At 50.0% G+C, this 538-nt stretch carries 5 tRNA genes; all 5 read left to right on the plus strand.

The annotated features are described in order from the left end of the window. Window positions 1–42 precede the first annotated feature (42 nt). The 5 genes from AC6EJC_RS26900 (at window position 43) to AC6EJC_RS26920 (ending at window position 494) form a co-directional block, all read left to right on the plus strand. Window positions 43–118 (plus strand) — tRNA-Asn (locus AC6EJC_RS26900). 3 nt (window positions 119–121) lie between these two features. Further along, a tRNA-Thr gene (locus AC6EJC_RS26905) sits at window positions 122–194 on the plus strand. Between the two features lie 11 nt (window positions 195–205). Next, a tRNA-Glu gene (locus tag AC6EJC_RS26910) sits at window positions 206–277 on the plus strand. Window positions 278–288: 11 nt separating this feature from the next. Continuing rightward, window positions 289–364: transfer RNA gene (locus AC6EJC_RS26915), tRNA-Val, on the plus strand. A 55-nt stretch (window positions 365–419) separates the two neighbouring features. Then, window positions 420–494: transfer RNA gene (locus AC6EJC_RS26920), tRNA-Gln, on the plus strand. Window positions 495–538: the final 44 nt, after the last annotated feature.

The following is a 538-nucleotide window of genomic DNA, read 5'->3' on the forward strand; positions in this document are numbered from 1 at the left end:
GGGAGAGTAGGACGCCGCCAAGCAGAGTTTTATGATTATTATTCCCTGATAGCTCAGTTGGTAGAGCACTCGACTGTTAATCGAGTTGTCACAGGTTCGAGTCCTGTTCGGGGAGCCATTTGCTCTCATAGCTCAGCAGGTAGAGTGCATCCATGGTAAGGATGAGGTCACCGGTTCGAACCCGGTTGAGAGCTTGTTATAGGATGGCCCGTTGGTCAAGGGGTTAAGACACCTCCCTTTCACGGAGGTAACAGGGGTTCGAATCCCCTACGGGTCATAGGATAGTATGGAGGCTTAGCTCAGCTGGGAGAGCATCTGCCTTACAAGCAGAGGGTCGGGGGTTCGATCCCCTCAGCCTCCACCATTTTTCATCCTCTTACCTGGATGAAATCTTGGGGAATTGTGAATCATATGCATATTGGGGATTAGCCAAGCGGTAAGGCAACGGACTTTGACTCCGTCATGCATAGGTTCAAATCCTATATCCCCAGCCATTAAGAGCCATTAGCTCAGTTGGTAGAGCACCTGACTTTTAATC

Source organism: Paenibacillus sp. TY11 (assembly GCF_059772165.1).